Source organism: Streptomyces sp. NBC_01304 (assembly GCF_035975855.1).
Taxonomy (GTDB): domain Bacteria; phylum Actinomycetota; class Actinomycetes; order Streptomycetales; family Streptomycetaceae; genus Streptomyces.
Window position 1 is genome coordinate 4,117,737 of record NZ_CP109055.1, and the last position, 21,588, is coordinate 4,139,324.

General features: G+C 69.2%; 18 protein-coding genes and 1 riboswitch. Of the genes, 8 read left to right on the forward strand and 10 right to left on the reverse strand.

Annotated features, from left to right (window positions below; genetic code table 11):
* Window positions 1–2: 2 nt before the first annotated feature.
* From OG430_RS17875 to OG430_RS17885, 3 genes are all read right to left on the reverse strand, one after another.
* On the reverse strand, window positions 3–899 hold the full coding sequence (locus OG430_RS17875; protein WP_327353517.1) for a carbohydrate ABC transporter permease: 897 nt from the start codon (window positions 897–899) through the stop codon (window positions 3–5).
* Window positions 896–1,915, reverse strand: a complete 1,020-nt coding sequence (locus tag OG430_RS17880) for a carbohydrate ABC transporter permease (protein ID WP_327353518.1) — start codon at window positions 1,913–1,915, stop codon at window positions 896–898. Before OG430_RS17880 ends, OG430_RS17875 begins: the two co-directional genes overlap by 4 nt.
* A gap of 156 nt (window positions 1,916–2,071) precedes the next feature.
* Window positions 2,072–3,373, reverse strand: coding sequence for a sugar ABC transporter substrate-binding protein (locus tag OG430_RS17885; protein ID WP_327353519.1), 1,302 nt, complete (start codon window positions 3,371–3,373; stop codon window positions 2,072–2,074).
* A 288-nt stretch (window positions 3,374–3,661) separates the two neighbouring features.
* On the opposite strand from OG430_RS17885, the gene OG430_RS17890 reads away from it, so the two are divergent.
* The 6 genes from OG430_RS17890 to OG430_RS17915 all read left to right on the forward strand — a co-directional run bounded on the left by OG430_RS17890 (window position 3,662) and on the right by OG430_RS17915 (window position 9,612).
* Window positions 3,662–4,456 (forward strand): GntR family transcriptional regulator, encoded by a 795-nt coding sequence (locus tag OG430_RS17890; RefSeq protein ID WP_327353520.1) that lies wholly within the window; start codon window positions 3,662–3,664, stop codon window positions 4,454–4,456.
* A 136-nt stretch (window positions 4,457–4,592) separates the two neighbouring features.
* Complete coding sequence (locus OG430_RS17895) at window positions 4,593–6,731, forward strand: carbon starvation CstA family protein (RefSeq protein WP_327353522.1); 2,139 nt, start codon at window positions 4,593–4,595, stop codon at window positions 6,729–6,731.
* Complete coding sequence (locus OG430_RS17900; RefSeq protein ID WP_327353523.1) at window positions 6,703–6,903, forward strand: YbdD/YjiX family protein; 201 nt, start codon at window positions 6,703–6,705, stop codon at window positions 6,901–6,903. The genes OG430_RS17895 and OG430_RS17900 overlap by 29 nt, the downstream gene beginning before the upstream one ends.
* A gap of 140 nt (window positions 6,904–7,043) precedes the next feature.
* Window positions 7,044–7,349 (forward strand): DUF3311 domain-containing protein, encoded by a 306-nt coding sequence (locus tag OG430_RS17905; protein ID WP_327353524.1) that lies wholly within the window; start codon window positions 7,044–7,046, stop codon window positions 7,347–7,349.
* Entirely contained in the window at window positions 7,346–8,971 is a 1,626-nt protein-coding gene (gene mctP / locus OG430_RS17910; protein ID WP_327353525.1) for a monocarboxylate uptake permease MctP, read from the forward strand. Before OG430_RS17905 ends, mctP begins: the two co-directional genes overlap by 4 nt.
* Before the next feature lie 146 nt (window positions 8,972–9,117).
* Complete coding sequence (locus OG430_RS17915) at window positions 9,118–9,612, forward strand: GNAT family N-acetyltransferase (RefSeq protein WP_327353526.1); 495 nt, start codon at window positions 9,118–9,120, stop codon at window positions 9,610–9,612.
* Between the two features lie 26 nt (window positions 9,613–9,638).
* On the opposite strand, the gene OG430_RS17920 is transcribed toward OG430_RS17915, so the two are convergent.
* The 3 genes from OG430_RS17920 to OG430_RS17930 all read right to left on the reverse strand — a co-directional run bounded on the left by OG430_RS17920 (window position 9,639) and on the right by OG430_RS17930 (window position 13,668).
* Window positions 9,639–10,658, reverse strand: coding sequence for a ribonucleotide-diphosphate reductase subunit beta (locus OG430_RS17920; protein WP_327353527.1), 1,020 nt, complete (start codon window positions 10,656–10,658; stop codon window positions 9,639–9,641).
* On the reverse strand, window positions 10,649–13,057 hold the full coding sequence (locus OG430_RS17925) for a ribonucleoside-diphosphate reductase subunit alpha (RefSeq protein ID WP_327353528.1): 2,409 nt from the start codon (window positions 13,055–13,057) through the stop codon (window positions 10,649–10,651). The genes OG430_RS17920 and OG430_RS17925 overlap by 10 nt, the downstream gene beginning before the upstream one ends.
* A gap of 142 nt (window positions 13,058–13,199) precedes the next feature.
* A riboswitch (cobalamin riboswitch) is annotated at window positions 13,200–13,361 on the reverse strand.
* An 85-nt stretch (window positions 13,362–13,446) separates the two neighbouring features.
* The gene (locus tag OG430_RS17930) at window positions 13,447–13,668 is read right to left on the reverse strand and encodes a hypothetical protein (RefSeq protein WP_327353529.1); all 222 of its coding nucleotides are present in this window, start codon (window positions 13,666–13,668) and stop codon (window positions 13,447–13,449) included.
* 93 nt (window positions 13,669–13,761) lie between these two features.
* On the opposite strand from OG430_RS17930, the gene OG430_RS17935 reads away from it, so the two are divergent.
* Window positions 13,762–14,727 carry a GlxA family transcriptional regulator gene (locus OG430_RS17935; RefSeq protein ID WP_327353530.1) on the forward strand — a complete coding sequence of 322 codons (966 nt, stop codon included), beginning with the start codon at window positions 13,762–13,764 and terminating at the stop codon, window positions 14,725–14,727.
* Between the two features lie 134 nt (window positions 14,728–14,861).
* The gene (locus OG430_RS17940) at window positions 14,862–16,778 is read left to right on the forward strand and encodes a transglycosylase domain-containing protein (RefSeq protein ID WP_327353531.1); all 1,917 of its coding nucleotides are present in this window, start codon (window positions 14,862–14,864) and stop codon (window positions 16,776–16,778) included.
* Here OG430_RS17940 and def read toward each other — a convergent pair.
* The 4 genes from def to OG430_RS17960 all read right to left on the reverse strand — a co-directional run bounded on the left by def (window position 16,775) and on the right by OG430_RS17960 (window position 21,557).
* Window positions 16,775–17,419 (reverse strand): peptide deformylase, encoded by a 645-nt coding sequence (gene def / locus OG430_RS17945; RefSeq protein ID WP_327353532.1) that lies wholly within the window; start codon window positions 17,417–17,419, stop codon window positions 16,775–16,777. The two genes, OG430_RS17940 and def, sit on opposite strands and share 4 nt — an antisense overlap.
* A gap of 83 nt (window positions 17,420–17,502) precedes the next feature.
* A complete protein-coding gene (locus OG430_RS17950; RefSeq protein WP_327353533.1) occupies window positions 17,503–18,483 on the reverse strand; it encodes a tetratricopeptide repeat protein in 981 nt (326 codons plus the stop codon).
* A gap of 195 nt (window positions 18,484–18,678) precedes the next feature.
* Window positions 18,679–20,055 (reverse strand): HD-GYP domain-containing protein, encoded by a 1,377-nt coding sequence (locus tag OG430_RS17955; protein ID WP_327353534.1) that lies wholly within the window; start codon window positions 20,053–20,055, stop codon window positions 18,679–18,681.
* 38 nt (window positions 20,056–20,093) lie between these two features.
* On the reverse strand, window positions 20,094–21,557 hold the full coding sequence (locus OG430_RS17960) for an HD-GYP domain-containing protein (protein ID WP_327353535.1): 1,464 nt from the start codon (window positions 21,555–21,557) through the stop codon (window positions 20,094–20,096).
* Between the last annotated feature and the right edge of the window lie 31 nt (window positions 21,558–21,588).

The window sequence follows — 21,588 nt, forward strand, 5'->3', positions numbered from 1 at the left end:
GGTTATCCCTTCACGGCGCCGGAGGTGAGGCCCGTGGCCATCTTCTTCTGGATGACCATGAAGAAGATCACCACCGGCAGTGCGATCAGGGTGGAGGCGGCCATCAGGGCGCCGTAGTCCGTTCCGCGCTCGGTGGTGAACGTCATCAGCCACACATTGAGTGTGTACTTCTCGTTGTCGTTCATGAGGATGTACGCGAAGAGATACTCGTTCCACGCGTTCACCAGGGCGAAGATGGACGCCGCGGCGAGTCCCGGGGCGAGCAGCGGGAAGATCACCCGGCGGAAGGCCCCCATGCGGGTGCAGCCGTCCACCATCGCGGACTCCTCGAGCTCCACCGGGATGTTGACCACGAACCCGCGGATCATGACCACCGCGAAGGGCAGCGTGGAGACCAGGTAGACGGTGATCAGGCCCCAGTACTCGTTGAGTCCGCCCATGGTGTTGAGCTGGGCGTAGATGGGGATCAGCATCGCCGTCGGCGGCAGCATCTGGACCAGGATCAGGACCATGAGCAGCGACTTGCGGCCGAAGAAGCGGAACCGGCCGATGGCCAGCGCCGCGAGCGTCGCGATGACCATGCCGCCGACCACCGCGGTGACCGAGACGATCAGGCTGGACTCGACCGCGGTGCCGAAGTTCGGCTGCTTCACCGCACGCGCGAAGTTGTCGAAGGTGAACGACGAGGGCCACAGCGTCTGGTCGTACGACCGGATCTCGTGGTTCGGGCGCACCGAGCTGATGACGAGCCAGTACACCGGGAAGGCCATCACCACGGAGATGAGCAGGCCCAGGATGTTGTAGCTGAGCCGGGTCTTCTTGCGGTCGGGGCGCAGTACCTGCTGCTCGGCGGCGTCGCCGGTCTTGCCGGCGGGGGCGGTGGAGGTGGAGGTGCTCATTCGACCTCTCCTGTCTTCATGAGCTGGCGCAGGTAGTACACGGCCACGCCGGCCAGGAGCAGCACGGTGATCAGGGCGAGCGCGGTGCCCTGGCTGAACGAGGTGGACTCGAACGCCTTGGAGTAGGAGTACAGACCGAGGGTCTGGTACTCGGGCTCCGGCTCGTTGCCGCGCAGCAGCCAGATCTGGCCGAAGACGTTGAAGTCCCAGATCACCGAGAGCGTGGCGACCATGGTGAAGACCGGCTTGATGACCGGCCAGGTGACGAACCGGAAGACACCGAAGGCTGCCGCGCCGTCCAGCGAGGCGGCCTCCTCCAGTTCCTTCGGGACCTGGGTGAGGGCCGCGTACAGCGTGATCACCACGAACGGGATGGCGCCCCACACGACGAGGGCCGTGATGACGCCGAAGCCCTGCCAGGGGTCGAGGAACCAGTTGTGGCCGAGCCAGTCCTCGCCCACGACCTTGGCGATGAGGGTGTTGACCAGGCCGTAGTCGGAGTCGGCCATCCAGCGGAAGATGGAGGTGGCGACCATCAGCGGCATCGACCAGGCGGCGATCAGCGCGACGGTCAGGACGAGCCGGACCCAGGTGGTCAGCCGCATCATCAGCAGCGCGATCAGCAGGCCGAGGGCCATGGTCAGGGTCACGCACACGCCCATGAACAGGACGGTGCGGCCGGTGACATCCCAGAACTCGGGGTCCTTGAAGATGTTGGTGAACTGCTCGAAGCCCACCCACGGCGGGTCGTCGCCCGTCCACAGCTCGCGCCGGCCCATGTCCTGGAACGACATGATCACGGTCTTGCAGAGCGGGTAGGCGTACACCGCGGCCACGGCCACGATCGCCGGCAGGATCAGGAGGTACGGGAGAAGCGCGCCCTTCATGCGGCGCCGCGAGGGGCTCTTGCCACTCTTGCTCTTGGTGCTCTTTCCCGACGGCGTCGGGCTGTTCTCCTTGGTGGTGCGGGGTACCGGAACCGGCGGACCGGCGGCCTTGGTATCGGCGGCAGTCACGGTGGCTGACCTTCCGTTTGTCTCTCTGCACCGGTCGCTGAGCGGACGCGGTGCACCGAAAGGGGCGGCCGGGCGGGCCCGTTGATGCCGGACCCGCCCGCCGCCAGGGAGCCTGCGGGTCAGGTTGCCCTGCGTCCGCTCACGGCTCCAGGAGTGCTACTCCTTGTTGATCAGCTCGTTGATCTTCGCGTCCGCCTTCTTGGTGGCGTCGTCGATCGAGTCACCCTTGAGGATGTCGAGGAGGACGTTCTCCAGAACGTTGGACTTCTCGATCGCGGTCCAGCCCGGGGCGATCGGCGTGAACCAGGCGTCCGGCACCGCGTTGGCGACCGCGGCGGTCTCCGGCTTGGTCTTCAGCGGCTCGAGCTGCTTGGTGTTGTTGGGCAGGATGTTCTTGGACGCGAGCACTCCCTCGGACTTCTCCGAGGTGAACATCGAGACCCACTCCTCGCCCAGGTCGGCGACCTTGGACTTGCTGGTCACCGCGAGGTCGGAGCCGCCGATGAAGGAGGGCAGCGCCTTGCCGTTCGGGCCCGGCATACCGGTCGTGGCGATCTTGTCCTTGAGCTTCGGGTTGCCGTTGTTCTTGCCGTCGATGACGGAGCCGGCCTCCCAGCCGTTGCCGTAGAGCACGGCGGCCTTCTCGTTCGCCATGACGTTGGCGTGGTCCTGCTCGTCCTTCGTCTGGTCGGCCTTGTTGTACTTCTTGACCAGGTTGATGTAGTGCTCGAGGCCCTTCTTGGCCTCGGGGCTGGAGAGCGTGGCCTTCCACTCCTTGGCGCCCTCGTCGTACTCGGCGATCTTGCCGCCGTACGCGGCGACGTACGACTGCGCCGCGTACCAGTAACGACCCGGCAGGTAGAGGGAGGAGAAGCGCTTGTCCTTCGCGCCGTACTCGGCCTGCACCTTGTCCATCGCCTTGAGGAACTCGTCCTCGGTCGTCGGCAGGGTGTCCTTGCCGGTCGACTTCTTGAGCATGTCCTTGTTGTAGATGGCCACTCGGGCGCCCGCGTAGTACGGGACGCAGTAGAGCTTGCCCTCGAAGGAGCAGGTGTCCTTGAGGCCCTGGATCCAGGTATCCGAGTTGTCGTACTTCTTGGGGTCGACCTCGGCGAGCGCGCCGTTCAGGATGTACTGCATGGTCTCGGTGTTGCCGAGCTCCACGACGTCCGGGAACTTGTCGCCGCCGAGCGCGGTGTCCAGCTTCTTGGCCTTGTCGGCCCACTGCTGGTACTGCACCTTGACCTTGACGTTCGGGTACTTCTTCTTGAACTGCGCGTTGACGTCCTCGACCAGCTCCGGCCAGGTGCTCTGCGCGTCGACCATCAGCCAGACGGTCAGGGTCTCGTCGCGGTCCTTCGGGTTCTTCGACGAGTTGCTGCCACCGTCGTCACCACAGGCCGCGATTCCGGTCATCATCGCCGCGACACCCACGGCCGCTATGAGCTTGCGCTTCATGCCACTCTCCTCAAGGGAAACCCCGCCTACCCCCCTGCCCACCGCGGTGACATACGCCAAGTACTGCCCGTGGGGCCGGGACCTGGTCTTTAATGGTGTAGACCAGTACGGGGAGCTTGGCCTAGACCTTTAGGGGTGTCAAGGGTGTATAAGAGGGGTCCCACATCCCGTTACCTGACCGACACCTGAGCGAGCGCGGCCGGTCCGGGCCGGGCCGTGCCACCATGTGAGCCGCAACAGACGGAGGAGCCGGTGACGGCAACAACCCAAGAGCCGGGAAGGCGGGGCATGGGCACCGACGCTGGCAGGACGCAGCCCGAAGTGAACACCGCGAGCGGCGCATCGGGTGAGTCCGCGACCGCCGGGCGCACCGCGCGCGTGCCCAAGTACTACCGGCTCAAGAAGCACTTGCTGGACATGACCGAGACGCTGCCGCCCGGCACACCGGTCCCGCCGGAGCGCACCCTGGCCGCCGAGTTCGACACCTCGCGCACCACCGTGCGCCAGGCCCTGCAGGAGCTCGTCGTCGAGGGCCGGCTCGAGCGGATCCAGGGCAAGGGCACCTTCGTCGCCAAGCCCAAGGTCTCCCAGTCGCTCCAGCTCACCTCGTACACCGAGGACATGAGGGCACAGGGCCTCGAACCCACCTCGCAGCTCCTGGACATCGGCTACATCACCGCCGACGACCGCCTCGCCGAACTGCTCGACATCACCACCGGCGGCCGCGTCCTGCGCATCGAGCGCCTGCGCCTCGCGAACGCCGAGCCGATGGCGATCGAGACCACCCATCTGTCGGCCAAGCGCTTCCCCGCCCTGCGCCGCTCGCTCGTCAAGTACACCTCTCTCTACACGGCACTCTCCGAGGTGTACGACGTACGGCTCGCGGAGGCCGAGGAGACGATCGAGACGTCCCTCGCGACCCCGCGCGAGGCCGGCCTGCTCGGCACGGACGTCGGGCTTCCGATGCTGATGCTGTCGCGGCACTCGCTCGACGCACAGGGGCAGCCGGTGGAGTGGGTGCGGTCGGTGTACCGGGGCGACCGCTACCGGTTCGTGACGCGCCTGAAGCGCCCGAACGACTGATAAGCAACCTGAACTTGCGTACCCCGTAGCGCAGTTGACCTCACTGCTCTACGTTCCTTCCGGCATGGCATGACGCACGACGCGTACGTCGTCACATGAGGCGCGTACGTCGTCGCATGAACGGGAGGGCTGCCCGGTGCGCACTGCAAGTCCTAGAACCATCGTGATCTGGTCGCTCGTGGCGCTGGTCGGCGCCGCCGGATGGACCGTGCTCGCGCTGTCGAGGGGCGAGGAGGTGTCGGCCACCTGGATGGTCGCCGCCGCCCTCGGCTCGTACGCGATCGCCTATCGCTTCTACTCGAAGTTCATCGTCGACCGGGTGCTCAAGGTCGACAAGACCCGCGCCACCCCGGCCGAACGCCTCGACAACGGCATCGACTTCCACCCGACCGACCGCCGGGTGCTGCTCGGGCACCACTTCGCCGCGATCGCGGGCGCCGGGCCGCTGGTGGGACCGGTGCTCGCCGCCCAGATGGGATACCTGCCCGGCACCATCTGGATCATCGTCGGCGTGATCTTCGCGGGGGCCGTACAGGACATGGTCGTCCTGTTCTTCTCAACTCGGCGCAACGGCAAGTCCCTCGGCCAGATGGCACGCGACGAGATCGGGCCGTTCGGCGGGGCCGCCGCGCTGCTCGCCGCGTTCTCCATCATGATCATCCTGCTCGGGGTGCTCGCGCTTGTGATCATCGGTGCTCTCGCCCAGTCGCCGTGGGGCACCTTCTCCATCGCGATGACCATTCCGATCGCGCTGTTCATGGGCTTCTACCTGCGGGTGATCCGGCCGGGCCGGGTCTCCGAGGTCTCGCTGATCGGCGTCGGGCTGCTGCTGCTCGCGATCGTGTCGGGCCGGTGGGTCGCCGAGTCGTCGCTCGCCGATACGTTCACGCTGGACGCCAAGACGCTGGTCTGGTGGCTGATCGGGTACGCGTTCGTCGCCTCCGTGCTGCCGGTCTGGACGCTGCTCGCCCCGCGTGACTACCTCTCCACCTTCATGAAGGTCGGCACCATCGCGCTGCTCGCGATCGGCGTGGTCATCGCGGCGCCGACCCTGAAGATGGACGCGATCACCGACTTCGCGAGCCGCGGCGACGGGCCGGTCTTCGCGGGCTCGCTCTTCCCGTTCGTCTTCATCACCATCGCCTGCGGTGCCCTCTCCGGCTTCCACGCGCTCATCTCCTCGGGCACCACCCCGAAGATGATCGAGAAGGAGTCGCAGATCCGGATGATCGGGTACGGCTCCATGCTGATGGAGTCGTCCGTCGCGGTCATGGCGCTCGTGGCGGCCTCGATCATCGACCCGGGGCTCTACTTCTCGATGAACGCCCCGGCCGGGGTCGTCGGGGAGACGGTCAAGTCCGCCTCGCAGGCGGTCGCGAACTTCGGCTACTCCATCTCCCCCGCCGACCTGGCCAAGGCCGCGGCGGACGTCGAGGAGGCCTCGCTCAACCACCGCACGGGTGGCGCGCCCACGCTCGCGATCGGGGTCTCGGAGATCTTCTCCAAGGTCACCGGGTCCGGCATGAAGGCCTTCTGGTACCACTTCGCGATCATGTTTGAGGCGCTGTTCATCCTGACCGCGCTCGACGCCGGCACCCGGGTCGGCCGGTTCATGCTGCAGGACATGCTCGGCAACGTCGTCAAGCCCTTCCGCGACGTGAGCTGGAAGCCCGGTCTGCTCATCAGCAGCGCGGCCGTGGTGGGCCTGTGGGGCTACTTCCTGTGGGCCGGCGTGAACGACCCGCTCGGCGGGATCAACCAGCTCTTCCCGATCTTCGGCATCTCCAACCAGCTGCTCGCGGCGGTCGCGCTGACCGTCTGCACCACCCTGCTGATCAAGTCCGGCCGGCTCAAGTGGGCCTGGATCACCGGGATTCCGCTCGCCTGGGACGCGACAGTGACCCTGACGGCGAGCTTCCAGAAGGTCTTCTCGGGCGACCCCAGGCTGGGCTTCTTCGCCCAGCGCGACCTGTACCAGGGCATGCTCGATTCGGGGAAGTTCCCGCCGGGCATGACTGCCGAGAAGGCACGCACCATCGTCACCAACTCCACGGTGGACGGCGTCCTTTCCGCCGTGCTCGCGCTCCTCATCGTGATCGTCATCGCCGACGCGACCCGCGTCTGCATCCGGCACGTCCGCAATCCGGACGCGTCCCGGCTCAGTGAGGCGCCGTACGTCGAGTCGAAGCTGAAGGCACCGGCCGGGCTCTGGGCCACGGCCGAGGAGAAGCGGGAGGAGGCACGCGATGCTGTCGGTGCTCCGCCGGGCAGCTAGGCACGTCCGTTGGTACGTACGGGAATTGACTGATGAGTCGGCATACGACAGGTATGTCGCGCATCTCCGGAAGGGGCATCCGGGGGCTTCTGTGCCGTCACGGCGGGAGTTCGAGCGGATGCGTACGAAGATGCAGGAGGCCGACCCCAGGCGGGGCTTCCGCTGCTGTTAGCGGACTCGGCGACGTCGACGCGGGAACGCGACTTCAGAAACCAGCGACCGATATGCGGACAGGGGGTTCCGTGGCGCGAAAGCGTCCCCTAGATTGCCTGCGCATTACACAGGTGATCAGCGAGGGGACGGAGCCACGGAATGCCCGAAGAGTCAGGTTCGCCTGAAGTGACAAGACCAGCGCCGGTGGTGACACCGGTGCGCGTCGTCATCGCGCTCTGCCTGTTCGCGCCGTTCGTGGCGATGCTCTGGGTGGGTTCGTACGCGAAGACCGAGCCCACGGTCGGCGGCATCCCGTTCTTCTACTGGTACCAGATGCTGTGGGTGCTGATTTCCACCGTGCTGACGATGACCGCGTACACGCTGTGGAACCGTGACCAGCGCGCCCGCAAGGCCGCCGCTCAGGCCGCTCAGGCCCAGACTCAGGGCGGGGGTGCGTCGGCATGAAGGACGGCGTGAACGGCGTCGCACTCGCCGTCTTCATCTTCTTCTTCCTGGCCGTCACGGTCATGGGCTTCCTCGCCTCGCGCTGGCGCAAGGCCGAGACCGACAGCCTGGACGAATGGGGCCTCGGCGGCCGCTCGTTCGGCACCTGGGTCACCTGGTTCCTGCTCGGCGGCGACCTGTATACGGCCTACACCTTCGTGGCCGTCCCCGCGGCGGTCTACGCGGCGGGCGCGGCGGGCTTCTTCGCCGTTCCGTACACGATCCTCGTCTACCCGCTGATCTTCACCTTCCTGCCGCGTCTGTGGTCGGTGTCGCACAAGCACGGGTACGTCACCACGTCGGACTTCGTCCGTGGGCGCTTCGGCTCGAAGGGCCTGTCGCTGGCCGTCGCGGTCACGGGCATCCTCGCCACGATGCCGTACATCGCGCTGCAGCTCGTCGGCATCCAGGCCGTCCTGGACGTGATGGGCGTCGGCGGCGGCGAGGGCACCCACTGGTTCATCAAGGACCTGCCGCTGCTCATCGCCTTCGGCGTACTGGCCGCGTACACCTACTCGTCCGGCCTGCGGGCCCCGGCGCTGATCGCGTTCGTCAAGGACACGCTGATCTACATCGTCATCGTGGTCGCGATCATCTACATCCCGATCAAGCTGGGCGGGTTCGACGCGATCTTCGGCGCGGCGCAGGACAAGTTCGCGACGCCGAACCCGGCCACCGGCAAGCCCACCGGAGCGATTGCTCCGCCCGAGGCGGGTCAGTGGACGTACGCCACGCTGGCGCTCGGCTCGGCGCTCGCGCTGTTCATGTACCCGCACTCGATCACCGCGACGCTGTCCTCGCGCAGCCGCGAGGTGATCCGCCGCAACACCACGATCCTGCCGCTGTACTCGCTGATGCTGGGCCTGCTCGCGCTGCTCGGCTTCATGGCGATCGCGGCCGGGGTCAAGGTCGCTAACGGGCAGCTGGCGATCCCGCAGCTCTTCGAGACTATGTTCCCGGACTGGTTCGCGGGTGTGGCCTTCGCGGCGATCGGCATCGGCGCGCTGGTGCCGGCGGCGATCATGTCCATCGCGGCGGCGAACCTCTTCACGCGCAACATCTACAAGGACTTCATCAAGCCGGACGCCACGCCCGCGCAGGAGACCAAGGTCTCCAAGCTGGTGTCGCTCCTGGTGAAGGTGGGCGCGCTGGTCTTCGTCCTGACCATGGACAAGACGGTCGCGATCAACTTCCAGCTGCTCGGCGGCATCTGGATCCTGCAGACGTTCCCGGCCCTGGTCGGCGGCCTGTTCACGCGCTGGTTCCACCGCTGGGCGCTGCTCGCGGGCTGGGCGGTCGGCATGGTCTACGGCACGCTGGCCGCCTGGGGAGTCGCCTCGCCCACGCAGAAGCACTTCGGTGGCTCCTCGAAGGAGATCCCCGGCATCGGCGAGATCGGCTACATCGGTCTGACGGCCTTCGTGCTCAACGTCGTCGTCACGGTGGTCCTGACCTTCGTCCTCAAGGCGGTCAAGGCCCCGGACGGAATCGACGAGACCTCGCCGTCGGACTACACGGCGGACGCGGGCGACCCGGGCGTCAAGACGGAGCTGCCGAAGGCGACGGCGGGCGCCGGGCACTGACATCGGGCACTGAGCTCGGGGGCTCAACCCCCTTACGGCAACGGGCCGTCGGAGAAATCCGACGGCCCGTTGCCGTACCTGCCGTACCTGCCGTACCTGCCGTACCTGGCCGAACGGTTGTCGTACCCGTCCGGCACACTGCCGGGATGGACTACGTGATCAGACAGGCCGACCCCGAGGAGTTCCCGGCACTCGGCGACCTCACCGTGCAGGCCTACCTCGACGACTGCCTCTTCCCCGGCCCCGACTACCCGTACGTGATGGTGCTGCGCGATGTGGCGGCCCGCGCCGAGGGCGCCGAGACCCTGGTCGCCGTGGACGAAGCGGGCAGCCTCCTCGGCGGCGTGGCCTTCGCCCTCGCCGGGAGCGTGCAGGCGCAGGTCTCCGAGCCGGGCGAGGCCGAGTTCCGCGCCCTCGCGGTGGCGAAGGCGGGGCGCGGCCGGGGCGTGGGGGCGGCGCTGGTGGAGGCCTGCGTGCAGCGGGCGCGGGACGCCGGGTGCTCGGGGGTCAGACTGTCCACGGCACCCGACATGCGAGCCGCCCACCGGCTCTACGCACGGCTCGGTTTCGTACGGACGCCGGAGCGGGACTGGTCGCCCGTCTCCGACGTCACGCTGCTCACCTATCTGTTGAGCCTGTAGCAGCTGCCTGCTGAGCCCGGGTCCCCTCAGAACTCGTCGTCGAACGACACCGAGCCCTCCACCGCCACCTGGTACGCCGACACCCTGCGCTCGAAGAAGTTGGTCAGCTCCTGGACGCCCTGGAGCTCCATGAAGGAGAAGGGGTTCTCCGAGCCGTACACCGGAGCGAAGCCGAGCCGCTGCAGGCGCTGGTCGGCGACGCACTGCAGGTACTCGCGCATGGACTCGGTGTTCATGCCGGGCAGGCCCTCGCCGCACAGGTCGCGCCCGAACTGCAGCTCCGCCTCGACGGCTTCCTTCAGCATGTCGACGACCTGCTGCTGGAGCTCGTCGTCGAAGAGCTCGGGCTCCTCCTTGCGGACGGTGTCCACGACCTCGAAGGCGAAGTTCATGTGCATGGTTTCGTCCCGGAAGACCCAGTTCGTCCCCGTGGCGAGCCCGTGCAGCAACCCCCGCGACCGGAACCAGTACACATAGGCGAACGCCCCGTAGAAGAACAGCCCCTCGATGCACGCCGCGAAGCAGATCAGGTTCAGCAGGAAGCGGCGGCGGTCGGCCTTCGACTCCAGGCGGTCGATCGACTCGACCGAGTCCATCCACTTGAAGCAGAAGTCGGCCTTCTCCTTGATCGAGGGGATGTTCTCGACGGCGGCGAAGGCGGCGTTGCGGTCCTCCGGGTCGGGGAGGTAGGTGTCGAGCAGCGTCAGATAGAACTGGACGTGCACAGCCTCCTCGAACAGCTGGCGCGAGAGATACAGCCGCGCCTCAGGGGAGTTGATGTGCTTGTAGAGCGTGAGGACGAGGTTGTTCGCGACGATCGAGTCGCCGGTCGCGAAGAACGCGACCAGGCGGCCGATCATGTGCTGCTCCCCCGGCGAGAGCTTGGCGAGGTCGGTGACGTCCGAGTGGAGGTCGACCTCCTCGACGGTCCAGGTGTTCTTGATCGCGTCCCGGTAGCGCTCGTAGAAGTCGGGGTAGCGCATGGGGCGCAGGGTGAGTTCGAAGCCCGGGTCGAGCAGGTTCTTGTTACTCATGATTACTGGCATGCCTCGCAGGACTCGGGGTTTTCGAGGGAGCAGGCGATCGCCTCGGGATCGGGCGTGTTCGCCTGTACGGGGATGGGGTTGGCCGACGCCCCGGACTGGGCCCCGGACGCCGCACGCGCGATGCGCGTGGCCGGCCGTGAACGCAGGTAGTACGTGGTCTTCAGGCCCTGCTTCCAGGCGTACGCGTACATCGAGCTGAGCTTGCCGATGGTGGGCGTCTCCAGGAACAGGTTCAGCGACTGCGACTGGTCGAGGAACGGCGTGCGCTCCGCCGCCATGTCGATCAGCGCCCGCTGCGGGATCTCCCACGCCGTGCGGTACAGCTCGCGCACCTCGGCGGGGATCCAACCGAAGCCCTGCACCGACCCGTTGGCCTCGCGCAGCGCCTCCCGGCTCTGCGCGTCCCAGACGCCGAGCCGCTTGAGCTCGTCCACCAGGTAGGCGTTGACCTGCAGGAACTCCCCGCTCAGCGTCTCGCGCTTGAAGAGGTTGGAGACCTGGGGCTCGATGCACTCGTAGACGCCGGCGATCGAGGCGATGGTGGCGGTCGGTGCGATGGCGAGCAGGAGCGAGTTGCGCATGCCGGTCACCGCGATGCGTTCCCGCAGGGCGGCCCAGCGCTCGGGCCAGTGCAGGTCCACGTCGTAGTGGTCGGGGTGCAGGACGCCGCGCGCGGTGCGGGTCTTCTCCCAGGCCGGGAGCGGGCCGCTGCGCTCGGCGAGGTCCGTGGAGGCCTCGTACGCGGCGAGCATGATGCGCTCGGCGATCAGGGTGGAGAGGGAGCGTGCCTCGGGCGAGTCGAAGGGCAGGCGGAGCTTGAAGAAGACGTCCTGCAGGCCCATCGCGCCGAGGCCGACCGGGCGCCAGCGCGCGTTGGAGCGGCCGGCCTGCTCGGTCGGGTAGAAGTTGATGTCGACGACCCGGTCGAGGAAGGTCACGGCGGTGCGTACCGTCGCGTCGAGCCGCTCCCAGTCGATGCCTTCGGGAGCCGAACCGTCCACGAACGCGCCGAGGTTGACGGAGCCCAGGTTGCAGACGGCCGTCTCCCCGTCGTCCGTCACCTCCAGGATCTCCGTGCAGAGGTTGGAGGAGTGGACCGTGTGGCCCGGCTCCGCCGTCTGGTTGGCCGTACGGTTCGAGGCGTCCTTGAAGGTCATCCAGCCGTTGCCGGTCTGCGCGAGGGTGCGCATCATGCGGCCGTACAAGTCCCGTGCGGGGATGGCCTTCTGGGCCAGTCCGGCCGCCTCGGCCTTCTTGTACGCGGCGTCGAACTCGTCGCCCCACAGGTCGACGAGGTCCGGCACGTCGGCCGGCGAGAACAGCGACCAGTCCTGGTCGGCGGCGACCCGGCGCATGAACTCGTCCGGGATCCAGTGCGCGAGGTTGAGGTTGTGCGTGCGCCGGGCGTCCTCGCCGGTGTTGTCGCGCAGCTCCAGGAATTCCTCGATGTCGGAGTGCCAGGTCTCCAGGTAGACCGCGGCCGCGCCCTTGCGCCGGCCGCCCTGGTTCACGGCGGCGACCGAGGCGTCGAGGGTCTTGAGGAACGGGACGATGCCGTTGGAGTGCCCGTTGGTGCCGCGGATCAGCGAACCCCGGGAGCGGATGCGGGAGTACGAGAGTCCGATGCCGCCCGCGTGCTTGGAGAGCCGCGCCACCTGGTGGTAGCGGTCGTAGATCGAGTCGAGCTCGTCCAGCGGGGAGTCGAGGAGGTAGCAGGACGACATCTGCGGGTGGCGCGTGCCGGAGTTGAAGAGCGTCGGCGAAGACGGCAGGTAGTCGAGGCGGCTCATCAGGCCGTACAGCGCGGCGACCTGGTCGACGGCGCGGTCCGACTCGTCCTCGGCGAGGCCGGAGGCGACGCGCAGCATGAAGTGCTGCGGCGTCTCGATGACCTTGCGGGTGATCGGGTGCCGCAGGAGGTAGCGCGAGTGCAGGGTGCGCAGGCCGAAGTAGCCGAAGCGGTCGTCGGCACCTTCGTCCAACGAGGCGGCGATGAGCGCGTCGAGCCGGGCGGTGTGGACCCAGACGAATTCGGCGGTGCGGTCCGCGATCAGGCCCTCGCGGTGGCCGAGCGAGACCGACTCGGTGAAGGTGCGCACGCCCTGGGACGCGGCTTCCTCGGCGATGGTGATCGTCAGGAGCCGGGCGGCGAGGCGGGCGTAGGCCGGGTCCTCGGAGATGAGGCCGGCGGCGGCCTCGGTGGCGAGCTCGCGCAGTTCGGCCTCGTCCGATGCGGCGTTGCGGCCGCGGAGGGCGCTGGCGGCCACCTTGCCGGGGTCCGTGTCGGGGAGGTCGGCGGTGAGGCTGGTCAGGGTCCGCAGCAGCGCGGTACCGGGGCCGTCTTCCGCTCGGGCCTGTTCGGCCTGCAATGAGACAGGGTCGACTGGCGCGATGGTCACGTGGAGCACTCCCTCGCTCGGCTCGGGGCCATCGCGGGGAGGAGGGGCACACGGGCGGTACGTACTGCCTCGGGCAGCGCACGGCGTCGCGTCCACCGGCCCATTCCGCGAGGCCCGGACGTCATCGGCACCCGGACCGGTCGGTACGGGTGCGCTGCCGGCAGGTGCTCGGACTGGGGAGTGCGGAGCTGCGGGGCCCGGGGGTGCACGACCCTCGGGGTTCACAGATACGCACATGTACACCGTTGCGGGACAGTTCCGGATTCGCACCGGATTCCCCTGCGGCGACAGCGAGCACGAGCATACATCTTGTGGCGGGGAGTTGAGGGCACACCCACATCTAGTGTCGGGGGCGTGCCCTCCTCGATGACGGCCGGCCGCACGCGGCCTCAGGCGGCAAGGTGCTCCGCACGGCGGCCGGCGCTCCGCAGGGGCACGGAGACGGGAGCGACGGGCTCGTGCGAGACGGCCGCCCGGCCCTGCTCGGCGGCGCGCAGCTCGCGGTCGATGCGGCGGTCGCGGGCGTGACCGACGAGGGAAGGGAGGGCCAGGAGGAGGAAGATCCCGGCGACGACGAGGAGTTCGGCTGCGGTGCTTGCGAATGTGTTCATGGCTCTACTTTCCCGCTCGGAGCCCCGCGGGGGCAGTGGCAGGACTGCCATACAACCTCGACATCCTGCCAACTCTGCGGCAGACTGCGGAGCATGCTGAAAAACGTGGTCGCAGTACTGCTCGACGGCGTGCATCCCTTCGAACTGGGCGTCGTCTGCGAGGTGTTCGGCCTCGACCGGAGCGATCAGGGGCTGCCCGTGTACGACTTCGCGGTGGCCTCCGCCGAGGGCCCGACCCTGAGCACCCACGCGGGGTTCACCATGACGGTCGCGCACGGCCTGGAGCGCCTGGAGGAGGCCGACCTCATCGCGGTCCCGGCCGGCGAGAACTTCGCGAAGCGGGCCTTCCCGGAGGAACTCCTCGACGCCCTGCGCCGGGCGGTCGACCGCGGGGCCCGCGTCCTCTCGGTCTGCAACGGCGTGTACGTCCTCGGCGCGGCCGGACTCCTGGACGGGCGGCGCTGCTCCTCGCACTGGCGGTACGCCAAGGAGCTGGCCATCGAGTACCCGCGGGCCCGGGTCGAGGCCGATGTGCTCTACGTCGAGGACGGCCCGGTCATCACGTCGGCCGGCACCGCGGCCGGCATCGACGCCTGTCTGCACATCGTCCGCCAGGAGCACGGCACTCAGGTGGCCAACGCCATCGCCCGGCGCATGGTCGTCCCCCCGCACCGCGACGGCGGGCAGGCGCAGTACGTCGAGCGGCCGGTGCCGATCTCGTCGTGCGACACCGTCGGTGACGTCCTGGTCTGGATGGAGCGCCACCTCGACGAGGAGGTCACGGTCGAGGAGCTCGCGATCCGTGCCCACATGTCGCCGCGTACCTTCGCCCGCCGCTTCCAGCAGGAGACCGGGACGACCCCGTACCGCTGGGTCCTGCGCCAACGCGTGCTGCTCGCACAGCAGTTGCTCGAGTCGACGGACGAGACGATCGACGCGATCGCGGGCCGCGCGGGCTTCGGCACGGCGGCGGCGCTGCGCCATCAGTTCCTGCGGACGCTGGGGACCACGCCGAATGCGTACCGGCGTACGTTCCAAGGGCCGACACGCGTCGCATGACCGAACTGAGGCCGACACACACCGCATGACCGAACCGGGACCGACACGCGCAGCATAAGTGGATCAAGCAGACACCCGGACAACCGGAACCGGAGCCTCGCCCTCTTCCTCGCCGGATCGAGGAGGTGGGAAGCATGGCGCAACGCAGCCATGCCCGTGCCGGCCGGCGCAAGCGGCGGATCGACTACCCGAGACGGGGCCGCACCGGATGGCGGCGCTGGCTGCCGTCCTGGCGGCTGCAGTTGGGCACGTTCGCGTTCTTCGTGCTCACCCTCACCGGCCTCTTCGTCGCGGTGTACGTCAGCGTCGACATCCCCGACGAGAACGCCGAGGCCCGCCAGGAGGCGTCGGTCTACTACTGGTCGGACGGCTCGCCGATGGTGAGCGTGGGCGCGGTGAACCGGCAGAACGTCACGCTGGACGAGATATCCGACTCCCTGGAGAGCGCGGTGATCGCGGCCGAGAACGAGAGTTTCTACAGCGACTCCGGTGTCTCCCCGAAGGGAATCGCCCGCGCCGCCGTCTCCATCGCGACCGGCGAGGAGACCCAGGGCGGCTCGACCATCACCCAGCAGTACGTGAAGAACACCCATCTCTCGCAGGAACAGACGGTCACCCGCAAGGCCCGCGAATTCGTGATCGCGCTGAAGCTGAGCAATCAGAAGTCCAAGCAGGAGATTCTGCAGGGCTATCTCAACACCAGCTGGTTCGGGCGTGGTTCGTACGGCATTCAGGCAGCCGCGTACACGTACTACGGAATCCCCGCCTCGAAACTCGACCCCAGCCAGTCGGCCCTGCTCGCGGCCCTGCTCAAGGGCGCCGAGGAGTACGATCCGGGGCTCAGCGCGGCCAATCACAAGCGGGCCGAGGAGCGTTGGGAGTGGATTCTGGACCGGCAGGTCGCAACGGGCGCCCTGAGCAAGGAGAAACGCGACCGGTACCGCACCTTCCCAGAGCCGAAGAAGCCCGCCAAGCCGACCAGCCAGGCGGGCCAGACCGGCTATCTCCTCGACATCGCCAACAAATACATCAAGGCGCGAACAGGCCTCACCGACAAGGAAATCGCCCACGGCGGCTACCGCATTCACACGACCTTCGACAAGAAGAAGGTCCAGGAACTGACGAAGGCCGTCGAGCAGGTCCGCAAGAAGAACATCGACCCGAAGAAGCGGGCCAAGACCGATACGTACGTGGAAGTGGGCGCCGCATCGGTACGCCCCGAGGACGGGGCCGTCGTCGCCGCGTACGGAGGTTCCGACGCGGTCAAGCACTTCACCAACAACGCGGACACGTCAGGGGTGCCGGTGGGTTCGGCGTTCAAGCCCTTCGTGCTGGCAGCGGATCTGGCCCACCAGGGCCCGAAGCCCGACGACTTCCCCCGTGCCGGAGCGGTACGCACTCCCCTGTCGGCCATGGATCTGACGGCGGCGCCCAACTCGGCGTTCCGCGAGGCCGGACTCCGCGCGGGCCTCGCGAACGTGCGGCGCACGGCGATCTCGGCGGGGCTGCGCGAGGGGAGCCTGGCCGAACTGGAGCCGACGTTCTCGCTGGGCACCTCGACGCCCAGCGCGATCCGTATGGCGCACGCCTACGGGACGTTCGCGAACGACGGCAAGCGGGCCGAACCGTACTCGGTGACCCGGGTGCTCCTGGACGATCAGCCGCTCCCCGGCTTCGACAAGCCGACGGTCCGCCGGGTCCTCACGCCCGAGGTGGCCGGGAACGTCAACTCCGCGCTGGGAACGACCGCTTGGAAGACCCTGGCACCCAGGACCGCCGAACGGCTCGCCCCGGTCGCGGCGGGCGGGACCGGGGCGGGCGATCGCATGAAGTCGGCGTGGTTCATCGGGACGGCGTCGATGGGCACCACGGACGAACTGACCACCGCCGTCGCGATGTTCCGCAGCAAGCCGGGTACGCCCCAGCTGCTGCCGATGCAGGGCGTGGGCGGCAGCGGATCCGAGCGGGGCAATGCCTTCCCGCAGCAGATCTGGAGCGCCTACGCCACCGCCATCAGCGACGGCGATGCCCAACTGGCCAGGAAGGACTAGGCGTTGGGAACCGTCTCGTAACGCGGCGTGCCCTCTTCCATCTGGCGCAGGGCGTCCTTGCGCTCCCGCTTGGAGAGGCGGTCGATGTACAGGTAGCCGTACAGGTGGTCCGTCTCGTGCTGCAGGCAGCGCGCGAAGTAGCCGGTGCCGTGCACCGTGATCGGGTTGCCCTTCTCGTCCTGGCCCTTGACGACCGCGTAGTCAGGGCGGGCGAGGGACATGTACGCCGTCGGGACGGACAGGCAGCCCTCGTTCGAGTCGTCGAGCGAGCGCTGGTCGGCCGGGAGCTCCTGCAGCACGGGGTTGCAGACGACGCCGGTGTGCCGCTTGCCCTCGTCGTCCGGGCAGTCGTAGACGAAGACCTTCAGGTCGACGCCGATCTGGTTGGCGGCGAGGCCGACGCCCTCGGCGGCGCGCTGGCTGGCGAACATGTCGTCGACCAACTTGGCCAGTTCGTCGTCGAAGTCCGTGACGTCCTTGCACTCCTTGTGCAGCACGGGGTTGCCGACGGTCGTGATCGGGCGGGCGGTGCCGCGCTCACGGTAGGCCGCCTCGCGCTCCTCGCAGTCCTCCGTGTCGATGACGAAGCCCTCGTCGTCGACCGGGAGAACCCCGGCTGCCGCCTGCTGCTGCTCGCTCATTCCGCCGTACGCCTTCCTCAGCAAACCCAAGTGGTCAATCCGCATACAGCCTAAGGGCAGCGCGGGGCCCCCATCTCGGGGTCTCAGCAGACTTCCTCGAGATCCCGCCAGTCACGGGAGTCCGGGCTGTCCGCCACCCAGCCGTCGAGCAGCCCGCGTACGAGGCCGGCGGGGGCGGCGATGCCGCACTCGCGCTCGGGCACCCACAGGGCGCCGGCGGTGCGGTGGCCGAGGGGGCCGGGGTGGCCGGGTTCGCTGTGGTCGTGCGGGTCCAGGTGCTCGCCGTCGCCCTCGTCGGAGGGCATCCGGGACTCGGAGCACATCCGGCACAGGAGCCGTACGGACGACGACCAGTCCTCGGCCGCGAAGCCCGCCTCGGCGGCGAGGCGCTCCAGGGCGTCCCGGTCGGCCTCGGTGGCGGCCTCCAGGAGGACCACCCAGGTCGGGACCGGGGACGGCGCCCAGAGCTCGATCTCGTCGAAGACGGGGTACGACTGTCCGGCGGCGGTGGTCCGCTCGCCGTGCGGGACGCCGTCGTGCAGCACGACCTCGCCCCAGCGGCGCCCGGAGGACGGCAGCGGGATGGAGAGCACTTCGACGCGGGCGGGGTCGAGCCTGCGGCCCCACACCACCTCGGCCTCGCCCTCGGGCGAGAGCCGGACGGCGGCGCTGCCCAGCTCCATGCCGAGAGGTTCGCCCGCGGCCACGGCACCGCCGGGAACCTTCAGTCCGTACGCCTGCCAGGCCCGCCGTGCGAGCGGCCAGTCCTGCAGGGCGGTGGCCGCGATGCCGACGTTCCACCAGTCGGGGGCGCCGGTCTCGCGGTCGAGCAGCGCGACGGCCCTGAGGCCGGCGGCGCGCGCCTGCTCCCAGTCGTGCCGGAACTTGTGGAGCAGTGCGAGGTTGAACCAGGACTCGGACAGCCAGGGTTCGAGGTCCGCCGCGCGCGTGAGAAGTGCGCCCGCGTCCTCGTACCGGCCGTCGCCGATCAGCGTGAAGGCGCGGTCGGTCGCCTGCCGCCAGGAGGCGGAGGGCCGGTGCCGTCCCTTGCCGAAGATCCTCACGATTCCCGCCTGCCAGGTGTGCCGGATTCAGTGGCTGTGCCGGGCCTGTGCCCCCGGACAGCCTGCCTCTTCGCATCCAACCATGCCGGATCGGACGCCCGCTCATTACCCATGGGTTACCCAGGCCGGGACCGGGTCAGACAAGGGCCGTGCAGCCCTTGGGGGCCAACGGTCCCATGCCCTTGTGCAGCACGTTCACACCGTGGTGAGACCACCCCTGGCAAGGACTCTCGCCAGGGATTCCACGACCTCGGGCTGATAGTCGTGCCCGGTGCCCAGGCGCAGCCGCTCCAGAGCGGTGAGCGGCCCGCCAGGGCCTTCTCCCCGGGCCATCTCGTCGTATGCGTTGGCGGTACGCACAATCCGGGCGGTGAGGGGCTGGTCACGGTACGGATCCGCCTGGCGCTCGACGACCACCGCGACATCGGCCGGAACCCCGGTCTGGCGCACCACGGCCCCGCCGAGCAGGGCTATCCGGCGCTGCTCGGCGGGCGGCAGGGCGGCGGTGGCGCCGGCCGGGACGGGGTCGAGCAGGGAGAGCTGGCCGATGTCGTGCATAAGTGCCGCGTACTCCAAGACATCCAGCTCCGTTTCGGCGAGGCCCAGCTCGCGTCCGACGGCGCGGCTGAGCGAGGCGACGCGGCGGGCGTGGCCCGGTGGGGTGTAGCCGGCGATCTCGGTGGCCCGGGCGAGCGAGGTGATGGTCTGGCGGTAGGTGGTGCGTACGGCCGCGTACCGGCGGAAGGCGAGCTGGGTGAGGAGCAGCGGCAGGCTGAACACGGGCAGCGCCCACAGCCCCGCGACCGCGACGGCGAGCGCCATGACCGCACCGGTGGCCCCGACCGCCGAGCCGATGCCGAGCATCGCGCGCAGCTGGTCGCGCAGGAGCGGCCCGAGCGGCCAGCGGTTGCGGGCGCGCACCATGGCGGCGGCGAGCACGGCGTCGCAGAGCGCGGTGAGCATGAGCAGGGCGACGAGCCAGAGCGCGTAGTAGGGGCCGTGGCCGACCCACTGGGCCAACTTGCCGGAGTTGTACAGGGGTTGGAAGCACACCGCCGCGAAGGCGACGGTCAGCACCCGCCGCGCCATCTGGTCGAGGCTCGGCCCCCGCCCGAGCGCGACGTGCGGCACGGACCCGGCCAGCGAGGCGGCGGCCACCACGGCGACGACCTCGAGGACGCCGTGGTAGGTGGCGTGCCCCGCGTTCTCCCCGAGCAGGGCGTACGCGAGGGCGCCGGCGGCGCCGAGGGGTGCGGGCTCCCGTTCCTCGCTGCCGGAGCCGCCCCAGCGGGTGAGCTCGCCGACGGTGATGAGGGCGCCGAAGGCGAGGGCGATGGAGCGGTCGCTGAGGCCGAACCAGAGGGTGTGGCCGAGGGCGAGGGCGGTGAGCGCGGCCGCGGCCGTGTACACCACCAGGGCGTGTCCGCAAAGTCCCGTCGTCCGCCCGAAGGGCGGACGGAGCGGCGTCTGGTGCGTGCTCTCGGCGTGCCGGGCGAAGGGCTCCGTCGATGGACCGGACGTACTTGGGCCTTTGCCCGGTGCGGCGAGAGTGCGTGCCAGGCGTCGCGCCATAGACGGGACTTTGCGGACACGCCCTAGGAGGGTCGGCCTCACCGGGCGGCGTCCCCGATCGGGGCGTCGCTGCGGGCGGCGTTCGCTAATGCGGTCGACGGGTCGTCCGCGGTGCCTGCGGGCTGCTCGGGGAAGGCCCGGGGGGCGGACGCGGCGCCCCTGGGGTCGGACGAGCCAGGTGGCGGTACGTTTCCTCTCGGCGCCGGGACCTCGGGTTCGTCGGCGGTCACCGAGGGGTGCCAGCCGTGCCGGTCCAGGGCCCGGGCGAGGGCCCGCACCATCTGCGGGTCGAACTGCCGCCCCGCGCACCGCTTGAGCTCGGCCAGCGCGTCGGCGATCGGCCGGGCCCGCCGGTAGGAACGGGTCGAGGTCATCGCGTCGAAGGCGTCGGCGACGGCCACCACCCGGGCGAATTCCGGGATTTGGCGGCCGGTCAGGCCGTACGGATAGCCGCTGCCGTCGAGCCGCTCGTGGTGGTGCAGGATCGCGGCGCGGGCCTCGCCCAGGAATCCGATGCCGCGCACCATCTCGTGCCCGTACTCCGGGTGCAGCTCGATGATGCGGCGCTCCTCCGGGGTGAGCGGCCCGTCCTTCCTCAACAGCCTTGTGGGGACGCCGAGTTTGCCGACGTCGTGCAGGATGCCCGCGAAGCGAAGGACCTCCACCCGCTCGTCCGCCATGCCCAGCTCATGGGCGATGAGCACGGATGCCTTGCCGACGCGTTCGCTGTGCCCGCGCGTGTAGCCGTCCTTGATGTCGACGGCCTGGACGAGGGCCCGGATGGTGGCCTGGTGGGCGGCGCGCTCGCGGTGGTACTGGGCGAACACCCAGCAGGAGATGTACATCGGGAGGAGCACGAGCAGCGCGGACAGGGGCCCGTACGGGCTGCGCCACAGCACCGCCATCATCAGCCCCGCGAGGCCGTGCACCCAGGTCGGCGCGAGCGAACGCACGAAGAGCCCGCGCCAGGCGGTGCGCACCGGAAGGCGTTCGGCGGTGAGCAGGATGCCGCCGTCGAGCACGGCGATGACGACGCAGAACACCAGGGCGGCCGCCCCGGCGGGCGCGAGCACCGCGGGAAAGTCCGGCGCGGCCGGGCCGCCGATGCCGAGCAACTCCCGTCCGCCGAGGCCGACATGGACCGTGGCCCCCACCCAGCAGGCGACCGCGAGCTGGCCCGCCCGCCAGATCCGGCGCGGCCCCGAGGGCCGCTGTTCGACCCGGGCGAGGAGGGCTTCCGGCACGGCGACGAGCGCCGCGGCGGCGGGCGGCAGCAGGAAGACCCCGGCGAGCAGCACGGGAAAGAAGGCGGCCATCCCCCGGGGCGCGCGGGCGCCGACGAAGCGGCACCGGGTGAGCTGCTCGCACCCCGCGTACAGCAAGGCGAGGAGCGCGACGGCGCCCCAGTCGGTACGTAACGTCAGAGCGGGTGCCACACAGCCGATGGCCCCGAGCGCGACACAGGCGATATAGGCGCGGGCCCATGGAGGAACCGACCGCATGGCGCTCTCCTCCCCATGAACCGGCAACCAG